The organism is Enterobacter cloacae complex sp. ECL72 (assembly GCF_019056635.1).
GTDB lineage: Bacteria > Pseudomonadota > Gammaproteobacteria > Enterobacterales > Enterobacteriaceae > Enterobacter > Enterobacter hormaechei_C.
Genome location: NZ_CP077659.1, coordinates 2,769,385 through 2,789,803 on the forward strand (window position 1 = coordinate 2,769,385; position 20,419 = coordinate 2,789,803).

18 protein-coding genes are annotated in these 20,419 nt (G+C 55.2%); 2 read left to right on the top strand and 16 right to left on the bottom strand.

All coding sequences use genetic code 11. From position 1 onward, the window contains the following. Positions 1-114 precede the first annotated feature (114 nt). From nuoL to lrhA, 12 genes are all read right to left on the bottom strand, one after another. Positions 115-1,956, bottom strand: coding sequence for an NADH-quinone oxidoreductase subunit L (nuoL, locus tag KTH07_RS13435; protein WP_003861497.1), 1,842 nt, complete (start codon positions 1,954-1,956; stop codon positions 115-117). Then, positions 1,953-2,255, bottom strand: coding sequence for an NADH-quinone oxidoreductase subunit NuoK (nuoK, locus tag KTH07_RS13440; RefSeq protein WP_003861496.1), 303 nt, complete (start codon positions 2,253-2,255; stop codon positions 1,953-1,955). Before nuoK ends, nuoL begins: the two co-directional genes overlap by 4 nt. Continuing rightward, positions 2,252-2,806 (bottom strand): NADH-quinone oxidoreductase subunit J, encoded by a 555-nt coding sequence (nuoJ, locus tag KTH07_RS13445; RefSeq protein ID WP_003861493.1) that lies wholly within the window; start codon positions 2,804-2,806, stop codon positions 2,252-2,254. The genes nuoK and nuoJ overlap by 4 nt, the downstream gene beginning before the upstream one ends. Before the next feature lie 10 nt (positions 2,807-2,816). Continuing rightward, positions 2,817-3,359: an NADH-quinone oxidoreductase subunit NuoI gene (gene nuoI, locus KTH07_RS13450; RefSeq protein WP_003861491.1), complete on the bottom strand. Its 543-nt coding sequence runs from the start codon at positions 3,357-3,359 to the stop codon at positions 2,817-2,819. 14 nt (positions 3,360-3,373) lie between these two features. Beyond that, on the bottom strand, positions 3,374-4,351 hold the full coding sequence (gene nuoH, locus KTH07_RS13455) for an NADH-quinone oxidoreductase subunit NuoH (RefSeq protein ID WP_003861490.1): 978 nt from the start codon (positions 4,349-4,351) through the stop codon (positions 3,374-3,376). Then, positions 4,348-7,071, bottom strand: coding sequence for an NADH-quinone oxidoreductase subunit NuoG (gene nuoG / locus KTH07_RS13460; RefSeq protein WP_015572271.1), 2,724 nt, complete (start codon positions 7,069-7,071; stop codon positions 4,348-4,350). The genes nuoH and nuoG overlap by 4 nt, the downstream gene beginning before the upstream one ends. Before the next feature lie 54 nt (positions 7,072-7,125). Then, complete coding sequence (gene nuoF, locus KTH07_RS13465) at positions 7,126-8,463, bottom strand: NADH-quinone oxidoreductase subunit NuoF (RefSeq protein WP_003861487.1); 1,338 nt, start codon at positions 8,461-8,463, stop codon at positions 7,126-7,128. Then, positions 8,460-8,960 (bottom strand): NADH-quinone oxidoreductase subunit NuoE, encoded by a 501-nt coding sequence (gene nuoE / locus KTH07_RS13470; protein WP_006176513.1) that lies wholly within the window; start codon positions 8,958-8,960, stop codon positions 8,460-8,462. Before nuoE ends, nuoF begins: the two co-directional genes overlap by 4 nt. 2 nt (positions 8,961-8,962) lie before the next feature. After that, a complete protein-coding gene (gene nuoC, locus KTH07_RS13475) occupies positions 8,963-10,765 on the bottom strand; it encodes an NADH-quinone oxidoreductase subunit C/D (protein WP_003861484.1) in 1,803 nt (600 codons plus the stop codon). A gap of 89 nt (positions 10,766-10,854) precedes the next feature. Then, entirely contained in the window at positions 10,855-11,529 is a 675-nt protein-coding gene (gene nuoB / locus KTH07_RS13480) for an NADH-quinone oxidoreductase subunit NuoB (RefSeq protein WP_003861482.1), read from the bottom strand. A 15-nt stretch (positions 11,530-11,544) separates the two neighbouring features. Continuing rightward, positions 11,545-11,985 carry an NADH-quinone oxidoreductase subunit NuoA gene (gene nuoA, locus KTH07_RS13485; RefSeq protein WP_003861475.1) on the bottom strand — a complete coding sequence of 147 codons (441 nt, stop codon included), beginning with the start codon at positions 11,983-11,985 and terminating at the stop codon, positions 11,545-11,547. A 631-nt stretch (positions 11,986-12,616) separates the two neighbouring features. Then, positions 12,617-13,555 (bottom strand): transcriptional regulator LrhA, encoded by a 939-nt coding sequence (lrhA, locus tag KTH07_RS13490; protein WP_017693002.1) that lies wholly within the window; start codon positions 13,553-13,555, stop codon positions 12,617-12,619. A 937-nt stretch (positions 13,556-14,492) separates the two neighbouring features. On the opposite strand from lrhA, the gene alaA reads away from it, so the two are divergent. Continuing rightward, on the top strand, positions 14,493-15,707 hold the full coding sequence (alaA, locus tag KTH07_RS13495; RefSeq protein WP_003861471.1) for an alanine transaminase AlaA: 1,215 nt from the start codon (positions 14,493-14,495) through the stop codon (positions 15,705-15,707). 117 nt (positions 15,708-15,824) lie between these two features. Then, positions 15,825-16,424, top strand: a complete 600-nt coding sequence (gene yfbR / locus KTH07_RS13500; protein WP_003861468.1) for a 5'-deoxynucleotidase — start codon at positions 15,825-15,827, stop codon at positions 16,422-16,424. Between the two features lie 80 nt (positions 16,425-16,504). Here the strand turns inward: yfbR and KTH07_RS13505 are convergent, their stop codons facing one another. The 4 genes from KTH07_RS13505 to yfbV form a co-directional block, all read right to left on the bottom strand. Continuing rightward, complete coding sequence (locus KTH07_RS13505) at positions 16,505-18,337, bottom strand: SLC13 family permease (protein WP_017383432.1); 1,833 nt, start codon at positions 18,335-18,337, stop codon at positions 16,505-16,507. A 75-nt stretch (positions 18,338-18,412) separates the two neighbouring features. Next, positions 18,413-19,072, bottom strand: coding sequence for a sugar phosphatase (locus KTH07_RS13510; RefSeq protein WP_003861463.1), 660 nt, complete (start codon positions 19,070-19,072; stop codon positions 18,413-18,415). A gap of 11 nt (positions 19,073-19,083) precedes the next feature. After that, complete coding sequence (locus KTH07_RS13515) at positions 19,084-19,578, bottom strand: YfbU family protein (RefSeq protein ID WP_003861461.1); 495 nt, start codon at positions 19,576-19,578, stop codon at positions 19,084-19,086. Between the two features lie 92 nt (positions 19,579-19,670). After that, positions 19,671-20,126: a terminus macrodomain insulation protein YfbV gene (gene yfbV / locus KTH07_RS13520; protein ID WP_017383434.1), complete on the bottom strand. Its 456-nt coding sequence runs from the start codon at positions 20,124-20,126 to the stop codon at positions 19,671-19,673. Between the last annotated feature and the right edge of the window lie 293 nt (positions 20,127-20,419).

Genomic DNA, 20,419 nt, shown 5'->3' on the forward strand with positions numbered 1-20,419 from the left:
AAAATTCACGTTTGAGTGCGGGGCCTTTTGCCCGGTGGCGCTTCGCTTACCGGGCCTACGGTCCGTAGGTCGGGTAAGCGCTAGCGCCACCCGACAATCCCCGCTAACTCAAAATCAACGCAACACCATCAGCAGCGCCAGTACGACAACCGCACCGATGCTCATGGACGCCACATACCAGCGCAGATAACCGTTCTCGCTGAACAGCAGGCCTTTACCTGCAAAGCGAGAGAGGATCGCCGGGATATTCATCAGGCTGTTCAGTGGATCGCGCTTCAGCAGCCACGCAATGCCCAGGAACGGCTTCACGAAGATCATGTCGTACAGCCAGTCGAAGCCCCATGCGTTGTACCACCAGGTGCCCAGCAGACGGCCCGGCGCGCTGTTGGCAACGGCAGTCACCAGCGTGCGTTTGCCCAGCCACAGCCATGCGGCAATCAGGATGCCCGCGATAGCCACTACGCCGGAGGTGATTTCAAGCGTCAGAACGCGACCGTGCTCAAGCTCGGTTGTCGCCGGCAGTACGCCCTGCAACGGTGGCACAATCATCGCGCCAACGAAGGTGGACAGGACCAGCAGCACAATCAGCGGCAGGTGGTGGGTAATCCCCTTCCCTGCGTGAGCGTGAATTTGTTCTTTACCGTGGAAGACGATGAAAATCATACGGAAGGTGTACAGGGAGGTCATAAACGCACCGACCAGACCCGCAACCATCAGATTGATATGACCATTCGCCATGGCGCCCGCCAGGATTTCGTCCTTACTGAAGAAGCCCGCGGTGATCAGCGGCAGTGCCGCCAGCGCCGCGCCGCCTACCAGGAAGCAGACATAAACCAGCGGGATGGACTTACGCAGTCCGCCCATTTTGAAGATGTTCTGCTCGTGGTGGCAGGCCAGAATCACCGAACCGGATGAGAGGAACAGCAGCGCTTTAAAGAACGCGTGCGTCATCAGGTGGAAAATGGCCGCGTCCCACGCCTGAACGCCCAGCGCCAGGAACATGTAACCAATCTGGCTCATGGTGGAGTACGCGAGCACGCGTTTGATGTCGGTCTGCACCAGCGCGGCAAAGCCTGCCAGCACCAGCGTAACCGCACCGACAATACCCACCAGATGCAGAATTTCCGGGGTCATCAGGAACAGGCCATGGGTACGCGCAATCAGGTAGACACCGGCGGTGACCATGGTCGCGGCGTGAATCAACGCGGAGACAGGGGTTGGACCCGCCATCGCGTCGGCCAGCCATGTCTGCAACGGCAGCTGCGCGGATTTACCCACAGCGCCACCCAGCAGCATCAGCGTTGCCCACCACAGCATGTTGTTGCCTGCTTCGAAGTGCGCCGGCGCCAGTTCCACCATTTCGCGGAAGTTTAGCGTGCCCAGTTCGTTGTAAAGAATGAACAGCGCGAAAGCGAGGAACACGTCACCCACACGGGTCACGACGAACGCTTTCATGGCCGCTGCGCCATTCTTCGGATCGGTGTAGTAGAAACCGATCAGCAGGTAAGAACACAGACCCACGCCTTCCCAGCCCAGATACATCAGCAGCAGGTTATCGGCCAGCACCAGAACCACCATGCTGGCGATAAACAGGTTGGTGTAGGCGAAGAAGCGGGAGTATCCCTCTTCACCGCGCATGTACCAGGAGGCGAACATGTGGATCAGGAAGCCGACGCCGGTAACTACGGAGAGCATGGTCAGAGACAGACCATCCAGCACCAGGTTGAAACCGATGTTGAAGTTACCGACCGACATCCAGTTCCACAGCGGTACGCTGTAGGCCTGACGTCCATTGTTAAAGAAGTCGATACCCGCATACGCTGTGACCAGCGCAGCCAGGCCGATAGAGCCAATGCCCACGGTGGCAGACAGATTCTCAGACCAGCGGCCGCGAGAAAACGCCAGCAGCACGAAGCCAATCAGCGGAAAAATAATGGTTAAGGCAAGCATGTTCATCCACGCAACTCACTTACTGAATCGATGTTCAGGTTCTGGCGGCGACGATGGAGCTGTAGCAACAGCGCCAGGCCAATACTCGCTTCAGCAGCCGCGAGGCTGATGGCGAGAATGTACATCACCTGACCATCGGTCTGGCCCCAGTAGCTACCGGCGACCACAAAGGCCAGCGCGGAAGCGTTGATCATGATTTCCAGACCGATCAGCATAAACAGCAGATTGCGGCGGATAACCAGACCGGTTAAGCCCAGAACGAATAAAATCGCAGCGAGGATCAGTCCATGTGTTAAGGGGATCATGCGCGTTCCTCCGTTTTTCTTTTCGCGCGGTCGTCAGTGCGGTTGCTCAGCACCTCGCCGACACGCTCTTCGCGGCCAACGTGGAAGGCCACAACCAGACCCGCCAGCAGCAGCATTGAGGCCAGCTCAACCGCCAGAACGTACGGACCAAACAGGGTGATACCCACAGCTTTCGCGCTGATTGGCGTCCCGTCGATACCCTGGTCGTTGACGCCCAGAATGGCGTAAACAATCACCGCCAGCATGATGGCCGACAAAATTGCCGGACCAATCCACACCTGCGGTTTTAACCACTGACGTTCCTGCTCAATTTCAGAGCCGCCCAGGTTCAGCATCATCACCACGAACACAAACAGCACCATGATGGCCCCGGCGTAGACGATGATTTCCAGCGCACCAGCGAAGTGCGCGCCCAGCGCAAAGAACACCCCGGAAATAGCCAGCAGCGAAATGATTAAATACAGCAGCGCATGCACCGGATTGGTGTGCGTGATCACTCGCAGCGTAGCCAGGATGGCGATAAGGCCACAGATATAAAAAGCGAATTCCATTGCCCTCTCCTTACGGTAACAGGCTCTTGACGTCGATAGGCTTAGCTTCGTTCTCTGCTTCGCCTTTATCTTTGCCGTCGATTGCCATACCCGCCATCCGGTAGAAGTTATATTCCGGGTATTTGCCCGGACCGGAAATCAGCAGATCCTCTTTCTCGTACACCAGATCCTGACGCTTGTACTCACCCAGCTCGAAGTCTGGAGTCAGCTGAATCGCCGTGGTTGGGCACGCTTCTTCACACAGACCGCAGAAAATGCAGCGTGAGAAGTTGATGCGGAAGAACTCAGGGTACCAGCGGCCGTCTACCGTCTCTGCTTTTTGCAGAGAGATACAGCCCACCGGACACGCTACCGCACACAGGTTACAGGCAACGCAACGCTCGGAACCGTCCGGGTCGCGCGTCAGCACGATACGTCCACGGTAGCGCGGCGGCAGATATACCGGCTCTTCCGGGTACATCCGGGTTTCGCGTTTGGCAAACGCATGCAGGCCGATCATCCAGATACTGCGTACCTGGGTGCCGAAACCTACCAATAATTCTTTTAAGGTCATGATCTCAAAGCCCCTTATGGCTGCTGCCAGAGAATGACAGCCGCCGTTACCAACAAGTTGACGAGCGTCAGCGGCAGGCACACTTTCCAGCCGAAGGACATTACCTGGTCATAACGCGGACGCGGTAACGCTGCGCGAATCAAAATGAACATCATCATGAAGAACGCGGTTTTCAGCGCGAACCAGATGAACGGCGGTAAGAACGGGCCATGCCAGCCACCAAAGAACAGCGTTACCATCAACGCGGAAATGGTGACGATACCGATGTACTCGCCCACGAAGAACAGACCGAACTTCATACCGGAATATTCAATGTGGTAACCGTCGGCCAGTTCCTGTTCGGCTTCTGGCTGGTCAAACGGGTGACGGTGACACACCGCCACGCCCGCGATGGCAAAGGTAATAAACCCAAAGAACTGCGGGATAACGTTCCAGATGTCGGCCTGGTTGTTGACGATGTCGGTCATGTTAAATGAACCGGCCTGCGCCACCACGCCCATCAGGGAGAGACCCAGGAACACTTCGTAGCTCAGCGTCTGCGCGGAAGCACGCATCGCACCCAGCAGCGAGTATTTGTTGTTACTGGACCAGCCTGCGAACAGCACCGCGTAAACCGCGAGGCCTGCCATCATCAGGAAGAACAGAATGCCGATGTTCAGGTCAGCCACCACCCAGGTCGGGCTGACCGGAACGATAGCAAACGCCAGCAGCAGCGAGGTGAAGGCGATCATCGGCGCCAGCGTAAAGATCACGCGGTCCGAGAAGCGTGGAACCCAGTCCTCTTTAAAGAACATCTTGATCATGTCCGCGACCAGCTGGAGTGAACCACCCCAGCCCACGCGGTTCGGTCCGTAACGGTTCTGGAACAGACCGAGCAGACGACGTTCACCAAAGCTCATGAACGCGCCGCAGGTGACGACCACCAGCAGAATCACAACCGCTTTCAGAATGCTCAGCAGGATGTCGATAAGATCCGGCGTTAACCAACTCATGCTTTTGCCTCCTGAAGGTTATCAAGATGCGCACCCGCCAGGACCGGCGCGATGCCAGGCATACCCATCGGCAGACCCACCTGCCCTGCTGACAGGCGTTCAGAAATAATCAGCGGCAGGCTGATTGTCTGGCCGTCGTAGCTAAAGGCAATGTTCGCACCCGCGTTAACGCCAAGCTTCGCGGCATCCGCCGGGTTGAGCTTGATGTACGGCTGCGGCATACGCTGCTGGAATACCGGAGAACGCTGGGACATTTCGTCGCTACCGAACAGATGGTAGTACGGTGCAATACGCCAGTGACCTTCCTGCGCCTGGAAGCTCGCCGGAACGGTGGTGAAGAAGTCCAGACCGGTTTCGGAGGCTTCAATCAGACGCACGCCCGGATCGCCGTGGCGCAGGTGACCGCCCACTTCAGCCTGGAACTTGTTCCATGCCTGCGGGGAGTTCCAGCCCGGTGCCCATGCAAACGGGATTTGCGAACGCGGCGCAGACGGCTGGTTGTTCCCTTCCATCGAGAAGGCAAACATGGTGTCTTTATCCTGCGGCTGACGCGGTTCGTGCACGCTGATGTTGGCGCGCATCGCGGTACGACCGCTGTAGCGGTGCGGCTCACGCGCCAGTTTCTGGCCGCGAATGCGGAAGCTTGCGTCAGGCGCGGCGTCTTTAATGCCCGCCAGCTGAGGCAGTTTCTCAACAACCGCGTCAATAACGTGGTCGAGCTGCGTCCAGTCCACTTCACGGCTCTGCACGGTGCTGTGCAGAGAGTGCAGCCAGCGCCAGCTTTCCAGCATCACGGTGTTGCTGTCGTAGTAGGCCGGGTCATAAACCTGGAAGAAACGCTGGGCGCGGCCTTCGTTGTTGATCACCGTCCCGTCGCTTTCTGCGAAGCTTGCCGCAGAGAGCACCAGGTGCGCTTTGTCCATGATCGCGGTGCGCTGATGGTCGATAACCATCACCAGCGGCGCTCTGGAGAGCGCGGCGTCAACGCGAGCGGCAGAAGCATGGCGATGCAGGTCGTTTTCCAGCACCACAACGGCGTCAGCGGCACCGGATTCCAGTTCGCTTAACGCGTCTTCCAGCGAGCCGCCGCCAATCATACCCAGACCGATGCTGTTCACCGCACGGGCAATCATAGTCACACCGACGTCAGCGCCGCGGCCCTTCAGGGCTTTGGCAACGTTCGCTGCGGCCTGAATGATTTCAGCGCTACCGGCGTTGGTACCGGAAATAATCAGAGGTTTCTTCGCCCCCGCCAGCGCCTGAACAATCACGTCGACCTTGTTTTGCAGGTCACGATCCAGTTCAACGGCCGGCGAGCTGCTGTCCAGCGCGTGGGCAATGGCAAAGCCGAGGCGCGCCTGATCTTCAACCGGCGCGCAGTAGGTCCACGCGGCGATATCGTCCAGACGGGTGTTGTCGACGTTAGTCACAAACAGAGGATGCTTCGCGCGCTGGCCGATGTTAAGAATGGCCGCAATCTGCCAGTCAGCCACTTTCTGCGCCGCTGCCATTTCACGTGCTTTGCCTTTCACCGCCTGACGAACCGCCAGAGCCGCGCGTGCACCAGTCTGCGTCAGGTCTTCACCCAGCACCAGAACCGCATCATAAGATTCGATTTCGCGCAGCGCAGGCGTATGAATGCCGCCTTCACGCAGCACTTTCAGCACCAGCTGGAGACGTTCCTGCTCGCCCTGGGCGATACCGGTATAGAAGTTTTCCGCCCCAACCAGCTCGCGCAGCGCGAAGTTGCTTTCGATGCTGGCGCGCGGGGAACCGATGCCGATCACTTTCTTCGACTGACGCAGAATATCTGCCGCGCCCTGCATCGCCTGCTCAGCGTTCAGGGTAATGACGTCATCGCCACGGCGCTGAACCGGCTGACGCGGACGGTCTTTCAGGTTCACATAGCCATAGCCGAAACGACCGCGGTCGCAGAGGAAGTAGTGGTTAACTGTACCGTTGTAACGGTTTTCGATACGACGCAGTTCGCCGTAACGTTCACCCGGGCTGGTGTTACAGCCAAGGGAGCACTGCTGGCAGATGCTTGGCGCAAACTGCATGTCCCATTTACGGTTGTAACGTTCAGAGTGGGTTTTATCCGTGAATACGCCGGTCGGACAGATTTCTACCAGGTTACCGGAGAATTCGCTTTCCAGCGTACCGTCTTCCGGACGACCGAAGTAGACGTTGTCATGCGCGCCATATACGCCCAGATCCTGTCCGTCTGCATAATCTTTGTAGTAACGCACGCAGCGGTAGCAGGCGATGCAGCGGTTCATTTCGTGAGAGATGAACGGCCCCAGATCCTGGTTACGGTGGGTACGCTTGGTAAAGCGATAGCGACGGAAGCTGTGACCGGTCATGACGGTCATATCCTGAAGGTGGCAGTTACCGCCCTCCTCACACACCGGACAGTCGTGCGGGTGGTTGGTCATCAACCACTCCACCACGCTTTCGCGGAACTGTTTGGCTTCTTCGTCATCAATCGAAATAAAGGTGCCTTCGGCGGCTGGCGTCATACAGGACATCACCAGGCGACCACGCGTGTCTTCCGCGTTTTGATATTGCTTCACCGCACACTGGCGGCAAGCACCGACGCTGCCCAGCGCCGGATGCCAGCAAAAGTACGGAATATCGAGGCCAAGAGACAGACAAGCTTCCAGCAGGTTGTCCGCCCCGTTGACTTCGTATTCTTTGCCGTCTACATGAATCGTAGCCATTAGCATGCTTCCAGTTGGCTCGGCCGAAACCGAGCGTTAATCAAAATTCTGTTTTTACCAGCGCGCTTTCAGCAGGTTCGGCTGAATACCATTGATCGAATGGGTATTGCTGAACGGCTGCTTGATGCCTGCTTCGAATTCGTCGCGGAAATATTTAATCGCGCTTTGCAGCGGCTCGACGGCGCCCGGTGCGTGGGCACAGAAGGTTTTACCCGGCCCTAAGAATCGACACAGTTGCTCAAGTGTCTCGATATCGCCAGGCTGGCCTTCGCCACGTTCGATAGCACGCAGGATCTTCACGCTCCACGGCAGACCATCACGACACGGTGTACACCAGCCGCAGGACTCGCGGGCGAAGAACTCTTCCAGGTTACGCACCAGGGATACCATGCCGATCTCATGGTCGACGGCCATCGCCAGCGCCGTACCCAGACGGCTGCCTGCTTTACCAATGCTTTCGAACTCCATTGGCAGGTCAAGGTGGGCTTCGGTCAGGAAGTCCGTCCCTGCCCCACCCGGCTGCCAGGCTTTGAATTTCAGGCCATCGCGCATGCCGCCGGCGTAGTCTTCAAGAATTTCGCGTGCGGTGGTGCCGAACGGCAGCTCCCAGACGCCAGGGTTCTTCACGCGACCGGAGAAGCCCATCAGCTTGGTACCGGCATCTTTGCTTGAGGAGATGCCCTGATACCACTCCACGCCGTTCGCGAGGATCGCCGGGACGTTGCACAGGGTTTCGACGTTGTTGACGCAGGTCGGTTTACCCCACACGCCGGAGCTTGCCGGGAACGGTGGCTTGGAGCGCGGGTTCGCGCGGCGGCCTTCCAGGGAGTTAATCAGCGCGGTTTCTTCACCGCAGATATAACGCCCGGCACCGGTGTGCACGAACAGCTCGAAGTCAAACCCGGTGCCCAGGATGTTTTTACCCAGCAGACCGGCTTCAGTGGCTTCGGCAATCGCGCGACGCAGGTTTTCAGCCGCTTCGATGTATTCACCGCGCAGGAAGATATAGCCACGGTACGCTTTCAGCGCGAACGCGGAGATCAGCATGCCTTCCACCAGCAGGTGCGGCAGCTGTTCCATCAGCAGGCGGTCTTTATAGGTACCCGGCTCCATTTCATCGGCGTTACACAGCAGGTAACGGATGTTCATGGATTCATCTTTCGGCATCAGACTCCACTTCAGACCGGTGGAGAAGCCCGCGCCCCCGCGGCCTTTCAGGCCAGACTCTTTCACCGCGTTAACGATGTCGTCCGGCGCCATGCCGCCAAGGGCTTTACGCGCGCCGGCATAGCCGTTTTTGCTCTGATATTCGTCGAGCCAGACCGGCTGTTTGTCATCACGCAGACGCCAGGTCAGCGGATGCGTCTCAGCAGTACGAATTACAGTTTTCATTTGTACTGCTCCAGCAGGTCAGGAATCGCTTCCGGCGTCAGATGGCTGTGAGTGTCCTCATCAATCATCATGGTCGGCCCCTTGTCGCAGTTACCCAGGCAGCAGGTTGGCAGCAGAGTAAAGCGTCCGTCGAAGGTGGTCTGGCCCGGCTTGATATTGAGTTTCTTCTCAATCGCAGCCTGAATGCCCTGATAACCGGTGATGTGGCAGACCACGCTGTCACAGTAGCGGATCACATGGCGGCCTACCGGCTGACGGAAGATCTGGCTGTAGAACGTGGCTACGCCTTCTACGTCACTTGCCGGAATGCCCAGCACTTTTGCGATCTCGTAGATCGCCCCATCCGGCACCCAACCACGCTGTTTCTGTACGATTTTCAGCGCTTCAATGGACGCCGCACGCGGGTCTTCGTAGTGGTGCATCTCGTGCTCAATGGCGGCACGCTCTGCTTCACTCAGCTCAAAAGCCTCGGTTTGTGGTTGTTGATTCTCGTGCATAATTAGCGGTCCACATCTGACATAACAAAATCGATACTACCCAGATACACAATCAGGTCGGAGACCAGACTGCCGCGAATGGCGGCCGGGATCTGCTGCAAGTGTGCGAAGCTTGGCGTACGCACGCGGGTGCGGTAGCTCATGGTGCTGCCGTCGCTGGTGAGGTAGTAGCTGTTGATACCCTTGGTCGCTTCAATCATCTGGAAGGATTCCTGTGCCGGCATGACCGGGCCCCAGGAAACTTGCAGGAAGTGGGTGATCAGGGTTTCGATATGTTGCAGCGTGCGCTCTTTCGGTGGCGGCGTCGTCAGCGGGTGATCCGCCTTGAACGGGCCTTCCGGCATGTTGTTGAGGCACTGCTCTAGGATGCGCAGGCTCTGGCGCAGCTCTTCCACTTTCAGCATCACGCGGGTATAGCAGTCGGATACGCCGCCGCCCACCGGGACTTCAAAGTCGAAGTTCTCGTAACCAGAGTAAGGACGGGCTTTACGCACGTCGAAATCAATCCCGGTCGCACGCAGACCTGCACCTGTGGTTCCCCACTCCAGCGCTTCTTTCGCGCCGTAGGCAGCAACGCCCTGGGAACGGCCTTTCAGGATGGAGTTACGCAGCGCGGCTTTCTCGTAAGACGCCAGACGCTTTGGCATCCAGTCGAGGAATTCACGCAGCAGACGGTCCCAGCCGCGCGGCAGATCGTGCGCCACACCGCCGATGCGGAACCAGGCCGGGTGCATACGGAAACCGGTAATCGCTTCCACCAGATCGTAGATTTTCTGACGGTCGGTAAAGGCGAAGAAGACCGGCGTCATCGCGCCGACGTCCTGAATGAACGTGGAGATGTACAGCAGGTGGCTGTTAATACGGAACAGTTCAGACAGCATCACGCGAATCACGTTAACGCGATCCGGGACGGTGATGCCTGCCAGCTTCTCAACGGCCAGCACGTATGGCATTTCGTTCACGCAGCCGCCGAGGTATTCGATACGGTCGGTGTACGGAATGTAGCTGTGCCAGGACTGACGCTCGCCCATCTTCTCGGCACCACGGTGGTGGTAGCCGATGTCAGGCACGCAGTCGACAATCTCTTCGCCATCAAGCTGAAGAATAATACGGAATGCACCGTGCGCAGACGGGTGGTTTGGACCGAGGTTGAGGAACATGAAGTCCTCGTTTTCGGTGCCGCGCTTCATGCCCCAGTCTTCCGGCTTGAAGGTCAGCGCTTCCATCTCCAGATCCTGCTTGGCTTTGGTCAGCTCAAACGGGTCAAATTCGGTGGCGCGTGCCGGGTAGTCTTTACGCAGCGGGTGGCCGGTCCAGGTCTGCGGCATCATGATGCGCGTCAGATGCGGGTGACCGTCGAAGGTCATGCCGAACATTTCCCAGGTTTCACGCTCGTACCAGTTGGCGTTCGGGAAAAGTTTGGTGATCGTCGGCAGATGCATGTCGTTTTCAGACAATGCCACCTTGAGCATGATATCCGTGTTGCGGTCTATTGAGATCAGGTGGTAGAAAACGGAAAAATCCGCAGCAGGGAGACCCTGGCGGTGCGTTCTCAGACGTTCGTCCATGCCGTGTAAGTCAAACAGCATGACGTAAGGTTTTGGCAATTTCTTGAGGAAATCGACAACTTCCAGTAATTGCTCACGCTTCACCCAAACAACGGGTACCCCGGTGCGGGTGGCCTGAACAGTAAAGGCATCCGGCCCAAAACGGTTGCGCAGTTCGCCAATGACGGGGTCATCGAGATGATCCCGGGTCTGCCAGGCGGCTTCTTGCGCGGTTAAGTCGGTCATATTGTTCACCATTGCAAATGGTCCGTGGTGACTGTTAAGCCTGGCTTCGCGCTATTTGAGTAGTGATATGCGAAGGTGTTCTCCAGGCCCACAGGCGCAAATTAAATTTCGTCAGGCGTACGCAGGTTGGTGACGGCAATACGTTCACCACGTTTACGCTCGCGCTCAGACTGCATGTTCGCGCGATAGACACCCTGATCGCCAACAACCCATGAAAGCGGGCGGCGTTCTTTACCAATTGACTCCTGGAGCAGCATCAGCGCCTGCATATAGGCCTCTGGACGCGGCGGGCAGCCCGGGATGTACACATCCACCGGAATGAACTTATCAACGCCCTGCACAACGGAATAAATGTCGTACATACCGCCGGAGTTTGCACATGCGCCCATGGAGATAACCCATTTTGGCTCCAGCATCTGGTCATAAAGACGCTGAATAACCGGTGCCATCTTGGTAAAGCAGGTCCCGGCCACCACCATCAGGTCAGCCTGACGTGGAGAAGCACGCAGTACCTCGGCCCCAAAACGCGCAACGTCATGCACCGCAGTGAATGACGTCACCATTTCAACGTAGCAGCAAGAAAGGCCAAAGTTGTATGGCCAGATGGAGTTCTTACGACCCCAGTTGACCATGTCGTGCATGGCATGTTCGAGCTTGCCCATGTACACGCTTTTGTTGACTTCTTGCTCCAGGGGGTCGGTTACGATCTCCTGTTTTTGCAGGGGGTAACGGTCATTCTCACCGTTAGGATCTATGCGGGTGAGCGTATAATCCATCTTATTGCCTCGCTGTTACTGCTGACGATTAGAGATACTGTTTTCCGGGTTGATGTGTTCACGGCGTGAACGCACAGGTGTCCAGTCCAGCGCGCCAATACGCACCAGATAAACCAGACCGGCCAGTAACACTAAAATGAAAATTGCGGCCTCGACAAAGCCCACCCAACCACTTTCGCGAATGGAGGTAGACCACGCGAAGAGGTAAAGCGCTTCCACGTCAAAAATGACGAAGAACATGGCTACCAGGTAGAACTTGGCAGACAGGCGTAAGCGAGCGGTACCTACTGAATCAATACCTGATTCAAAAGGTGTGTTTTTGTGCCTTGCGCGGGCGCGACCGCCCAAGAACCAGCCGCCGACTAACATCAGGCAGCACAGGCCAATGGCTACAATAAGAAAGATTGCGAATGCCCAGTGATGAGCGATGACTTCTGTGGATGTTGACATACTCATTGCTTACTCATCAAAAGTGATACCGACGACACTGCTCTTGCTGGCAGATGGGCATCACATCGATTCATGGGGAGGAACAAAATAACCTTACACTAACTGTCAGAAATGAGACATAGACAGCAAAATGATGGGGTTTTTTACTCCTTTCTATAACCTTTTGTCAACTTTAACAAAGGTTTCTTCACATTAAATTACAACGTGCGATTCTCATTAACATTTGGTGCCCTTTAACCCTGGTGGGTACATGACTTTCCGTCAAATGCATCTTGTTGAATCGTGTCCGTTTTGGAAGTAAAAAAAATAACCCTCCTATTTTGACAGGATTTGCCAACGATTCCTCCCCCCAAATGGGAGTATTTTCTTGATCTGAGACACGCTTTTGTTAATTCAATCAAAAAAACAGCAACATATTTCCTGTTTTTTTAACATCGGCGGGGTATGAGGTAAGTTAGAACAGGTATTGTTTACATCTTAACCAAAAACATTTACTGCATTGATAAATAAGCGGTATTTGCTTTATCCCTGCTCCGTTCACGGTTATGAATAACAAAAAAAACCACTCGCAGGAAAAAATCATGCGAGTGGCTCTTTTTTGCACTTACATTTTGTTACGAGAATTTTGAGGGAATGATCACTCAAAATCCCCTTCCACGATCAGGGAGTCGTCCCCTCCTTCGGGAGTAACAGGCGCGTACTGCCATGGATTGTGGTAGTTTTCCATTGCCTCGAACACCACTTTTGCCAGCTCGTTGTTGCTGGCGGCGTTATGGCACAGCAGGTACTCCGTATCCGGCAACGACGGGAGTCCCTCGGATTGACCCAGCACACGCAGATCGGGGCTCATCATCTCCACCGGACGGGCCGTTACGCCAAGCCCGGCCTTCACCGCCGCTCGCACTGCGGGCAAGGTTGACGCCACGTACGCCAGGCGCCATGGAATACCGGCTTCGTTGAGCGCAGCCAGCACCATATCGCGGAACGGACTCGGATCGTCCAGCAGGACCAGGGGTATCGGCTCACCTTTCTGCAATACATACTCCGCGGCACAGTACCAGTGCGTTGGAGAAGTACGCAGCGTCAGGCTGTCAAACTGGCCAGGTCGATGCGTCGTGACCACCAGGTCAACCTCGTTTTCTTTCAGCATCTCAACCATGAAAGCATTGCGTTTAACGCTAACGTCCAGGGCAAGCTTCGGATAAACCGAGCTAATTCGGTTGAGAAGGAAGGGTAAAATGGTATCTGCTGATTCATCTGACGCCCCTAATGTTAACACTCCCTGAAGGTTGCTAAACATTAATGACATACAGGCTTCATCATTAAAGCGCAGTATCTTTCTGGCATAACCCAGAAGCTGAATACCATGTTCTGTTAAAAGCTTATTACGTCCATGACGCGCAAAAAGCTCTTTACCAACCAGTTGTTCCAGCCGCTGCATTTGCTGACTCACGGCGGACTGGGTACGGCAAACGGCGGCAGCAGCTGCTGCAAAAGTGTTGAGATCGGCGACCGCAACAAACGTTCTCAGCAGATCGAGGTCGAGATTCATTATCGGACGATTTGCATTTATCATATCTTTTCACTTTCAGGTTGCTCGTGCGGAGCTGCCCGGGTTGAAGCTGTGTGTAACAGTTAAGCAATTCCTTCTGAAGAGTTTCCCTCGCATCCCGGCCCGGCAGACTGCCTGACAGATAGTTATTGTACTGCGGTATATCACCAGTCAGAAATCACGTTTCATGACGTTATTTTTATTCTCTTGCGTCCAGGATATTTCGTTGTTTGCAGGTCGATGTTAATACCATAAAGAGTAAGACATGTTTTCTGCCATCTATATCGCAGCGTTGGCAACGTAGCAAGATGTGACTTACCCAATCAGCCAGAGATAATTTTAACAATAACAATCGATTAATACAGGAAAGCAGTATCCGATATACGTAACAGGCCTATCGCTATGCTGCATTCCCGAAACACATCTTAACCCAAATCCACTATATTTATAAGTCTTATTGCAATATTAAGGATTTACCGCCAATGATAAGCAACTACACTCTTTTTATTAAAATTAACGAAAGTTGCATTTTCGTCGTTAATAATAAATAAAGTTTAATTTAGATTCAGGCCATTCATTAATAACCCTTAACATTAATTTCACATGAGTAACTTTTAACCTGGCTTTGCTAATATGGCAATCGGTATCTTAGCATTCAGGTTTTGCGAATGGTCACTCAGGGGGACTAATGCATCAGCCCGAATCGTCTTTTTATTTATTCCAGAATAATATTCATCCTTATATGAAATTTTTAGCATAAACCACCCAGAACCCCTCTTTATCACGATAAATTCAGGCACAAAATCACTCCGTCTTTAGAGTAAGCGATCACCGCGGCATTGCCCGGTTGGACGAAATCTTCTTCTGTGCGCCCTTCAAAACGAAGCGCGGTGGGAGTACATTGTTCCGTGCTCACTTCCACGGCAGGAAGTTGCAATAATAGCGAAAAGGTTAAAGGTTCATGTCCCCTATCGAAAAATCCAGCAAGCTCGACAACGTCTGTTACGACATCCGTGGCCCGGTACTCAAAGAGGCAAAACGCCTTGAAGAGGAAGGCAATAAGGTTCTGAAACTCAACATCGGCAACCCCGCGCCATTTGGTTTTGAAGCGCCGGATGAGATCCTGGTGGATGTGATCCGTAACCTGCCCACTGCACAAGGCTACTGCGATTCAAAAGGGCTTTATTCCGCCCGTAAAGCCATCATGCAGCACTATCAGGCTCGCGGTATGCGCGACGTCACCGTTGAAGATATCTACATTGGCAACGGTGTCTCGGAGCTGATCGTTCAGGCGATGCAGGCGCTCCTGAACAGCGGCGATGAAATGCTGGTTCCTGCCCCGGATTATCCGCTGTGGACGGCTGCGGTGTCCCTGTCCAGCGGTAAAGCGGTGCACTACCTGTGCGACGAATCCTCTGACTGGTTCCCGGATCTGGATGATATTCGCGCCAAAATTACCCCGCGCACCCGGGGTATCGTGATCATTAACCCGAATAACCCGACGGGTGCGGTCTATTCAAAAGAGCTGCTGATGGAGATCGTCGAGATCGCCCGCCAGCACAACCTGATCATCTTTGCCGACGAGATTTACGACAAGATCCTGTACGACGCGGCGCAGCACCACTCTATCGCCGCGCTGGCGCCCGATCTGCTGACGGTCACCTTTAACGGACTGTCTAAAACTTACCGCGTTGCCGGTTTCCGTCAGGGCTGGATGGTACTGAACGGTCCGAAAAAACATGCGAAAGGCTACATTGAAGGGCTGGAGATGCTGGCATCCATGCGTCTGTGCGCCAACGTACCGGCGCAACATGCGATCCAGACAGCACTCGGCGGCTATCAAAGCATCAGCGAGTTTATCGTTCCAGGCGGCCGCCTGTATGAACAGCGCAACCGCGCATGGGAATTGATTAATGATATTCCGGGCGTCTCCTGCGTGAAGCCTAACGGCGCGCTGTACATGTTCCCGAAAATCGACGCGAAGCGCTTCAATATTCACGACGACCAGAAAATGGTGCTCGACTTCCTGTTGCAGGAAAAAGTGCTGCTGGTTCAGGGGACGGCGTTTAACTGGCCGTGGCCGGATCACGTGCGTATCGTCACCCTGCCGCGCGAAGACGATCTCGAGATGGCCATCAGCCGCTTCGGGCGCTTCCTCTCCGGGTACCATCAGTAACGCTGACTTTCCGCCGGGTAGCGCTGCGCTTACCCGGCCTGCAACATCCGCAAATTTGCATCTTCCCTCCCCTCCCCGCACAATGAAGTCTGTCGCAGTGAAGACATAAGGTAACCTATGAGTCAGAGTCATTTCTTTGCCCACCTCTCCCGCCTGAAACTCATCAACCGCTGGCCGCTGATGCGCAATGTGCGTACTGAAAATGTGTCTGAGCACAGTTTGCAGGTTGCCATGGTCGCGCACGCGCTGGCCGCGATTAAAAACCGCAAATTCAACGGGCAGGTGAATGCCGAACGTATCGCCCTGCTGGCGATGTATCACGATGCATCGGAAGTGCTGACCGGGGATCTGCCTACGCCGGTGAAATATTTCAACTCGCAGATTGCCCAGGAATATAAGGCCATTGAGAAGATTGCCCAGCAGAAGCTGATCGACATGGTGCCTGAAGAGCTGCGCGATATCTTCGGGCCGCTGATCGATGAGCATCAGTATACGGAAGAGGAGAAATCCCTGGTTAAGCAGGCCGATGCGCTGTGCGCCTACCTGAAGTGTCTGGAAGAACTGTCCGCCGGGAATAACGAATTTTTACTGGCAAAAACGCGTCTGGAAAAAACGCTGGAATCTCGTCGCAGCGAAGAGATGGACTACTTTATGCGCGTGTTTGTGCCGAGCTTCCATTTGTCGCTGGATGAGATTAGCCAGGATTCGCCACTCTGATTTTCGCCCAGCGGCGCTGCGCTTGCAGGGCCTACGGGGTTGTAGGCCGGGTAAGGCGTAGCCGCCACCCGGCAAAATGCTCAGAACGGAAACAGGACCGGTATCAATACCACGCACACCACCATCACCAGCACGGTGAACGGCACACCCAGCTTCACGAAATCACTGAACCTATAATTCCCGGGCCCCAGCACCAGCGTATTGACCGGGGAAGAGACCGGCGTCATAAATGCCGCGGACGCCGCCATCGCAACGATCATCGCAAACGGATACGGCGAAACGCCCATCGATTTTGCCATCGCCAGCGCAATGGGCGCCATCAGCACCGCCGTTGCGGTATTGGAGATGAACAAACCGATGGTGGCACACATGACGAACAGGCAAACCATCATCAGGTACGGACCATATCCCCCGCCCGCGTCCATTAGGCCTTTCACGATCAAATCCACCCCGCCGGTTTTCTGTAGCGCCAGGGCGAAGGGCATCATCCCGACGATGAGAATGATGCTCGGCCAGTGAATCGCTTTGTAAGCGCTTTCGGCGTCAATACAGCGGAATTTGCCCATTAACAGACAGGCGATTATCGCCGCCACCGGGTTAGGGATCTCGTCCGTCAGCATCAGCGCGACCATCAATACCAGGCAAAAAATCGCATGGGGCGCCTGGCTGTGCGCCGGTGATGCATCGTTCTCTTCAATCGGCATATTCAGCACCACAAAATCGCGGCCTTTCTGCCCGAGCTGGCTAATCAGTTTCCAGTTGCCGACCACGAGGAAGATATCCCCCAGCAGGATCGGCTCATCCACCACCGCCCCTTCAAGGGCTACGCCATCGCGCTTCAGGCCCACCACGTTGAGGCCATAGCGGGTACGAAAGCCGATTTCACGCACGGTTTTACCCAATAACTCCGATTCCGGGATCAGGGACACCTCGGCCATTCCCACATCCAGCGCCTGGTCGGAGAAATACTCACCGCGCAGCACCATCGGCTCCAGCAGCTGTTCGCTACAAAACTCGCGCAGATCCACGTCCGCGGTGGACATATCAATCAGCAGGACGTCACGCGCGCGAAACTCTGACACCCCGTTCACGTTAACGATCACCCGGCGAAAACGACGCCAGCGCTCAACCCCGATGACGTTCGCGCCATAGCGTTCGCGTAGCTTAAGGTCATCCAGCCGCTGCCCCACCATAGGCGATCCCGGGCGGATAGCCAGACGTCGGGCACGCCCGGTCAGACGATACTCTTTAATCAGATCGCGGAAAGAGCGCCGCTTCCAGCCCTCTTTGGCTTTATCCTGCTTCTCCCCTTTCAGCGCGAAACGGGTCAATAGCATATAGATAATGCCCATCACCAGTACCACCAGCCCGATCGGCGTAACGCTGAAAAAGCTAAACCCCTCAAGCCCCTCACGGATCAGTTCGCTGTTCACGACGAGGTTCGGCGGCGTTGCGACCAGCGTCATCATGCCGCTGATGAGCCCGGCGAAGCTCAACGGCATCATCAGCCGCGACGGGGAGATCTGCATCCTCATGCAGACGCTCAGCACGACCGGAATAAAGATGGCCACGACGCCCGTAGAGCTCATAAACGCGCCCAGCCCGGCGACCGTCAGCATCAGGTAAATCAGCATTTTGGTTTCGCTGCTGCCCGCCACCTTAACCAACCACGACCCCATCATCGTCGCCACGCCGGTGCGTACCAGCCCGTCGCCAATAATAAACAGGGCGGCAATCAAAATAACGTTGGGATCGCTAAACCCGGAAAAGGCTTCCGGCAGGGAAAGGGTACCGCTCAGAACGAATGCGACAATCACAAACAGGGCGACGGCATCCATGCGCACCTTGCCCGTGGCAAAAAGAATGATGGCGATTAACAGCAGGCTCAGGACCCAAATCAGTTCACCGTTCACAACATGTCCTTGTCAGTGGAGGAGAAGCAATTCTGCCATAAAAAAGCCCCGGTAATGCGGGGCTATATCATGGGATTACATTTTTAGCGAGACGGTTACAACTCCGTCTGACGCCTTCGAGACGTCGATGGCGGTCAGGGTGTTAAGCACGAAATCCGCCTCTTCCAGCCGGGGGGAACCCGCCGGGACGTTAACGGCAATGACGTGGCTTCCGGCGTTCAGCCCGGCCAGCACGCCTGCCGCCGCGTCTTCCACCACCACGCACTCCGCTGGCGCAAGGCCAAGCAGTTCTGCGCCGAGCAGAAACGCATCCGGTTCAGGCTTGCCGCGCTTCACGCGCTCAGCGGTAATGAAGACGTCCGGCGTCGGTAAACCTGCCGCCTTATGACGGGCATGCGCGACGGGAACCGAGCCGGAGGTGACGATAGCCCACGGGATCTGCGCTTCATTCAGGTGCTCAAGCAGTTCACGCGCACCGGGCAGCGCGGTGATGCCTTCGGTATCGGTAGCTTCAATCTGCTCAAGATAGCGGAACTCCGCCTGAATCTCTTCCTCAGAACGTCCCGCAAGGAAGTGCCGCAATGAGGTAATGGCCTGTTTGCCATGGATGAAATTCAGTACGTCCTGATGGTCGATGCCATGCCGGTCGGCCCAGTGGCACCACGAGCGCTCCACCACCGGTAGCGAATCCACCAGCGTACCGTCCAGATCAAACAGAAAACCTTTACACTGCACACACACCTCCGTCAGGCATTAATGATTTGTTGAATTTCGTTGCTGCTTAAATGGTACTGACGCGGACAGGCGTGCCACGCGCTCAGCATACGTTGATACTTATCCCACATCGGGGTCTGGGCGTTGAAGCCGTGCGTACCCGCATCAAAATGGGTGTAACGCCCTTCGGTATTCACCATAAAGCGTACATAGCTCAGATAGCGCGCTTCCGTCGCAGCATCAAAGCCCAGGAACGTCACGCGGCGCTCGTCAATGGTCTGCTGGTCCTTCAGATTGGTCCAGGACACATGCAGCGCATGGTACATCTCCATGATGTCGATAACGATACGGCAGGTTTCCTCTTTCAGTTCGCCAAATTCGCGATCCAGTTCGCGCATCTGCAAGCCAAAACCACGTTCAACAATGGTTTGCAGGCGGCTGTAGCGCGCAGCGTTATCGGGATCAAGCATAGTCATCATCTTGTACTGGTTAGACAAAATCAGACGTTGAGCATGGGTCATTTCCATCTTTCGACTCCTGTAGCGCATTGCACTGTAAAAAAAAGACACGGTAACTGATTGTTACTGTGCCTTCTTTTGGTCGTCGTTTCGATGATCAATCACAAGTCATCGAGGAATGTTTTATCAAGCTGTTTAAACGCACGCTTGAGGGTATCCGCCAGCGCCTGATAGTCTGGCTTGCCTTCAACCGGTGCCAGCGCCTGGCCCGCCTCCTCCAGTTTTCCACGCACTTCATAAAACCAGTGTAAAACAGAAGGCGGAAGTGGCGTGACGGAACGTTTGCCTAACCACCATAGCCCCTGCATCGGCAGGCTTAACGCAAAAAGCGCCGTCGCGACGGCAGGGCCAAGCTGTCCACCTAACGCTATCTGCCAGCACAGGGTAAAAACGGCAATCGGGGGCATAAAGCGAATCGCATAGCGCGTGGCGCGAATAGTGCGATTTTCAATAAACATGGGCGCGAGGCGCTTTTCCATCGGCCATGTCTTTGCGTAATGCTGTCCCCGACGAAACAGACTAAAAAAGTTCACGGACGGGATTTCGGGTGTCGACATGGCTGTACCTCAACTTCACATATAAAAATTAAAATTTTCGTGCAAAACCACAACAGGCTATGACAACGTTCAAAATATTTTGTCATCGCTACCCCGTATCGGGTATCCTGTGCCAGCCTGATAGGGCCGTAGACGATAAGCGTTAACTCGTCAAATTATCGCATATTATGCCATTGTCTGAAAAATGTTCAAAATGGCTTAAAATCATAGGTATTTCTTCCATCCTGCCAGAATGTTTGTTTGGCATGATGTTAATCATAAATGTCTGGGTCAGCATGCGTTACGCTTTTAGA

What these genes read in the sequence shown, in the direction of transcription:
- nuoL (WP_003861497.1), bottom strand. Translation starts at nt 1,956, where the DNA reads ATGAACATGCTTGCCTTAACCATTATTTTTCCGCTGATTGGCTTCGTG.
- nuoK (WP_003861496.1), bottom strand. Translation starts at nt 2,255, where the DNA reads ATGATCCCCTTAACACATGGACTGATCCTCGCTGCGATTTTATTCGTT.
- nuoJ (WP_003861493.1), bottom strand. Translation starts at nt 2,806, where the DNA reads ATGGAATTCGCTTTTTATATCTGTGGCCTTATCGCCATCCTGGCTACG.
- nuoI (WP_003861491.1), bottom strand. Translation starts at nt 3,359, where the DNA reads ATGACCTTAAAAGAATTATTGGTAGGTTTCGGCACCCAGGTACGCAGT.
- nuoH (WP_003861490.1), bottom strand. Translation starts at nt 4,351, where the DNA reads ATGAGTTGGTTAACGCCGGATCTTATCGACATCCTGCTGAGCATTCTG.
- nuoG (WP_015572271.1), bottom strand. Translation starts at nt 7,071, where the DNA reads ATGGCTACGATTCATGTAGACGGCAAAGAATACGAAGTCAACGGGGCG.
- nuoF (WP_003861487.1), bottom strand. Translation starts at nt 8,463, where the DNA reads ATGAAAACTGTAATTCGTACTGCTGAGACGCATCCGCTGACCTGGCGT.
- nuoE (WP_006176513.1), bottom strand. Translation starts at nt 8,960, where the DNA reads ATGCACGAGAATCAACAACCACAAACCGAGGCTTTTGAGCTGAGTGAA.
- nuoC (WP_003861484.1), bottom strand. Translation starts at nt 10,765, where the DNA reads ATGGTGAACAATATGACCGACTTAACCGCGCAAGAAGCCGCCTGGCAG.
- nuoB (WP_003861482.1), bottom strand. Translation starts at nt 11,529, where the DNA reads ATGGATTATACGCTCACCCGCATAGATCCTAACGGTGAGAATGACCGT.
- nuoA (WP_003861475.1), bottom strand. Translation starts at nt 11,985, where the DNA reads ATGAGTATGTCAACATCCACAGAAGTCATCGCTCATCACTGGGCATTC.
- lrhA (WP_017693002.1), bottom strand. Translation starts at nt 13,555, where the DNA reads ATGATAAATGCAAATCGTCCGATAATGAATCTCGACCTCGATCTGCTG.
- alaA (WP_003861471.1), top strand. Translation starts at nt 14,493, where the DNA reads ATGTCCCCTATCGAAAAATCCAGCAAGCTCGACAACGTCTGTTACGAC.
- yfbR (WP_003861468.1), top strand. Translation starts at nt 15,825, where the DNA reads ATGAGTCAGAGTCATTTCTTTGCCCACCTCTCCCGCCTGAAACTCATC.
- KTH07_RS13515 (WP_003861461.1), bottom strand. Translation starts at nt 19,578, where the DNA reads ATGGAAATGACCCATGCTCAACGTCTGATTTTGTCTAACCAGTACAAG.
- yfbV (WP_017383434.1), bottom strand. Translation starts at nt 20,126, where the DNA reads ATGTCGACACCCGAAATCCCGTCCGTGAACTTTTTTAGTCTGTTTCGT.